Source organism: Klebsiella sp. YJ (genome assembly GCF_002108615.1).
Classification (GTDB): domain Bacteria; phylum Pseudomonadota; class Gammaproteobacteria; order Enterobacterales; family Enterobacteriaceae; genus Klebsiella; species Klebsiella planticola.
Genome location: NZ_MTEG01000080.1, coordinates 1 through 3456 on the forward strand (window position 1 = coordinate 1; position 3456 = coordinate 3456).

At 47.7% G+C, this 3456-nt stretch carries 4 protein-coding genes and 1 pseudogene; 2 read left to right on the forward strand and 3 right to left on the reverse strand.

Annotated elements, in window-relative coordinates; translation table 11 throughout:
• Nucleotides 1–350, reverse strand: a 350-nt coding sequence (locus BV390_RS30135) for a transposase (protein ID WP_139156024.1), incomplete at its 3' end; no start/stop codon positions are given.
• A gap of 190 nt (nt 351–540) precedes the next feature.
• Between BV390_RS30135 and BV390_RS30140 the strand changes: the two are divergent.
• Nucleotides 541–1700, forward strand: a pseudogene (locus tag BV390_RS30140) (IS30 family transposase).
• Between the two features lie 186 nt (nt 1701–1886).
• On the opposite strand, the gene BV390_RS30145 reads toward BV390_RS30140, so the two are convergent.
• Together BV390_RS30145 and BV390_RS30150 are read right to left on the reverse strand one after the other, a co-directional pair.
• Complete coding sequence (locus BV390_RS30145) at nt 1887–2621, reverse strand: hypothetical protein (protein WP_064190319.1); 735 nt, start codon at nt 2619–2621, stop codon at nt 1887–1889.
• Complete coding sequence (locus tag BV390_RS30150) at nt 2606–3025, reverse strand: hypothetical protein (RefSeq protein WP_064190320.1); 420 nt, start codon at nt 3023–3025, stop codon at nt 2606–2608. Before BV390_RS30150 ends, BV390_RS30145 begins: the two co-directional genes overlap by 16 nt.
• A gap of 356 nt (nt 3026–3381) precedes the next feature.
• Between BV390_RS30150 and BV390_RS31780 the strand changes: the two genes are divergently transcribed.
• Nucleotides 3382–3456, forward strand: a 75-nt coding sequence (locus BV390_RS31780) for a hypothetical protein (RefSeq protein ID WP_224261798.1), incomplete at its 3' end; no start/stop codon positions are given.

Genomic DNA, 3456 nt, shown 5'->3' on the forward strand with positions numbered 1-3456 from the left:
GACTTTGCCCGCTTACTGACACTGGTGTAATCCGGGCAGCGCAACGGAACGTTCATCAGGGCAAAAATGGAATCAATAAAACCCTGCGCAGCCCGCAGGGTCAGCCGAAATACGCTTTTAATCACCAGAACGGTGGTGATGGCGAGATCAGAATAGCGCTGGGGCCTTCCTCGTGATGAAGGCGTTGCCGACTCATACCAGGCCTGAATCGCCTCATCATCCAGCCAGAAAGTGAGGGAGCCACGGTTGATGAGAGCTTTGTTGTAGGTGGACCAGTTGGTGATTCTGAACGTTTGCTTTGCCACGGAATGGTCTGTGTTGTCGGGAGGATGCGTGATCTGATCCTTCAACTCAGCAAAAGTTCGATTTATTCAACAAAGCCGGTAGGGGCTACAACTTTTGACAATTCACTCCCATCACCAACTAGCTGGCTGGCTTACGTCACGTTGATAAGTACATGACGATTTCAGCTTTGTCCGCTTTTGGCTGTGAGTTCAACGGGTCGATGCAACGCTATCCTTAATCAAGGGGGACGTTGTCATGAAACGAAGAACTCGGATTAACTACACGCCAGAGCAGAAGGCGATTATCTGGGACAGATATAAGCAAGGTGATTCCCTGCATGATATCGCCAGAATGTTCGACAGGTTTCATTCTTCTATCATGCCTACAATTCACCAAGCAGGTGGCTACCGTCCTCCCGTGCGAAAGCGGCACCGTTAGCGCTTTCGCTTGATGAAAGAGAGGAGATATCCAGAGGACTGGCAGCAAAACTGAGCATCAGGGACATCTCTGCCAAATTATCAAGAGCGCCCTCAACAATTAGCCGCGAGGTCAAGAGGCACGGAGGTGCCAAACAGTACCGTGCAGCAAAAGCCGATACTGCTGCGTAGGAAAATGCTCTGAGACCAAAACCTTGCAAGCTAATTGAAAGCCCCGCATTGTGTAAAATCATTGCAGAGAAGATGCATCAGGACTGGTCGCCGGAACAGATCGCCGGTTGGCTGAAACGCTGTTATCCGGATAATCAGGAAATGCATGTGTCACACGAAACGATTTATAAAACGCTTTTTATACAAACCCGGGGAGCATTAAAAAAAGAGCTGCAGCAATGCCTCAGAAGCGGAAGAGCAGTGCGTAGATCCAGAACGTCATCGCTTAAAGGGAAAGGATTAGGGTCAATCCCGAACACGATACCTATCAGCGAAAGGCCACCAGAGGCGGCTGACAGAGCCATCCCAGGTCACTGGGAAGGTGACTTGATCCAGGGCTCGAAAAACTCCTATATCATCACCCTCGTAGAACGTCGTTCTCGTTTTGTTATGCTGGCGAAGATCAGAGACAACAAGACCATAACGGTTATATCTGCACTCATCAGACAAGCCCGGGAATTACCTGCTGAGCTTTATAAAACATTAACTTGGGATCGTGGCGCTGAAATGACCAGCCACACACGATTTACTATAGCGACAGACATTCAGATTTATTTTTGTGATCCTCAATCTCCCTGGCAACGTGGCTCAAATGAAAATACGAACAGATTGCTCAGACAATATTTTCCAAAAGGAACTGACTTATCGGTTCACAGCCAGCAAAGACTTAACAGTGTTGCCAGACAGCTCAACGAAAGGCCGAGAAAAACGCTAGACTATGAATCACCCGCAGAACGGTTCAATCAATGTGTTGCATCCATCGGTTGAACTCACAGCGAAAAGCAGACGTTCGTAATTGAATCGCCATGGGGGTTGCTAGCAATGCCTTGAGCCAATCAACTGGGGGCAGGTCATGTGCCTATTAGCTCAATGCGGAGCGGCCACGGTGTAAAGGCCAGCTTGTAGGCAATGATCTGATTTTTGGGGGAATAAAAACCCGCCGAAGCGGTTTTTTTAAGCTGAAATGATCAACACCAGGTAATAACATTGCTGGATATTCGGGTTGAAGGGATATTGCTGCCACTTGCCCAACGATGAGGGGTTTAGTTTCCCGATGTCCCAAGGTATGAAGCCTTTTACCCCTTTGGCTCCATCACCTAACTCTTCGACATACTCATGTTTAGCTACGTTGTAAATATCAACGCGGCCGACAACGTTGCGAACTGTATTTGCCCATAGGGCTGCCCCATAAACTGTTTGGGTGTTATCGCAGATTAGATGTTTGTGGACTTCCGTCAGATGACGGTAAATCTGCCCCGCCAAACCAGCACCAGCTCGTTCAGGCGTAACATAAGCGCCTCGTATTTGCTTACCTTCAGCTGGGTTTCCGTTTGGGTCTATGAAAGAGAAATTATCATAAGCAAATCGAGCAATCACTTCAGATTTGCCCTCGTCCTCCATCTCAAGAACCATGATGCGATCAACGATCTCACTGTCTTCCAACCCGTCGTTGTCACGCAAATCGTCGATGTGGCTGGCAATGAACTCAGGATCGGTGAAGGCAACTTCTTCCACTACCGCTATGTGATGATAATCGGCGCTATCGTAGGTTGTTTCCGTTAGGCGGAGAATTACGACGTCGTCAGGCAGGATGAAGCATGACGTGTGTGAAACAAAACTCCCGCCTGGGAAAGACGGGAGTTGGGAAAGATCTTTGGCGTAATTGTCGCCGATTAGAGAAGGTGCCATTCCTTTTTGCAATCCTGATTTTTAGCTTCACGGTGATTGATGTGAGCAGAAAAGTGCTTTTCCATGAAATCAGCAACTGATGTTTCAATCATTCCAATAACTTCGTCGTTTAAAGACAGGTTTGGATATTGCTTTTCAGGCTTCACGGTAAAGCGCAGGTTCTCACCACGAATGGCGATCTCCGCAAATGGCTTAACAACAGTCGTGTCCAGCGCTCGCTTGAGGTCGCTTTTCAGGGTAACGATAAAGTGCTGCGAATCCTTCTGGGTACGGTTCAGCATCCTACGCACTTCAACAGTGTCAGGAAACATAGAACGAGGTTCAAAGCTCGCGATTACACTCGTATTGTCACGAATGGTCTGAATCGAGCGCTGGTTCTTCGTTTTAGCTTGTGCGTGTAACATATACCCACCTTAGCCTGGACACCCATGTGTCTCATGGCGATTGCTCCACCCATGTGGAACCTATCAAGTCAGTTGACGCCATCGTCAACTGTCTATTAAATCTACATAATAGAGTCGTAATATGCAACCACAAAACAGCGAAAAGCCTTTTGTACAAAGGAAAAATAGCTTCTGTGGAGTATGCCGAGACGTCACTATGATAACGTGACTTAACGGGATTTTTTTCCCAATGGCACGACGTAGCACCTTTAACGTTTTGGGAAAGGATCTCACGTTTTGTTTCCTGCGGTAGCTGATCGCTATGGCTAACATACATGGGTAATGGGCTTTGTTGAATAAATCGAACTTTTGCTGAGTTGAAGGATCAGATCACGCATCTTCCCGACAACGCAGACCGTTCCGTGGCAAAGCAAAAGTTCAAAATCACCAAC

Excerpts from the sequence above, each read along its gene's own strand:
- BV390_RS30145 (WP_064190319.1), bottom strand. The coding sequence starts at position 2,621 with ATGGCACCTTCTCTAATCGGCGACAATTACGCCAAAGATCTTTCCCAA.
- BV390_RS30150 (WP_064190320.1), bottom strand. The coding sequence starts at position 3,025 with ATGTTACACGCACAAGCTAAAACGAAGAACCAGCGCTCGATTCAGACC.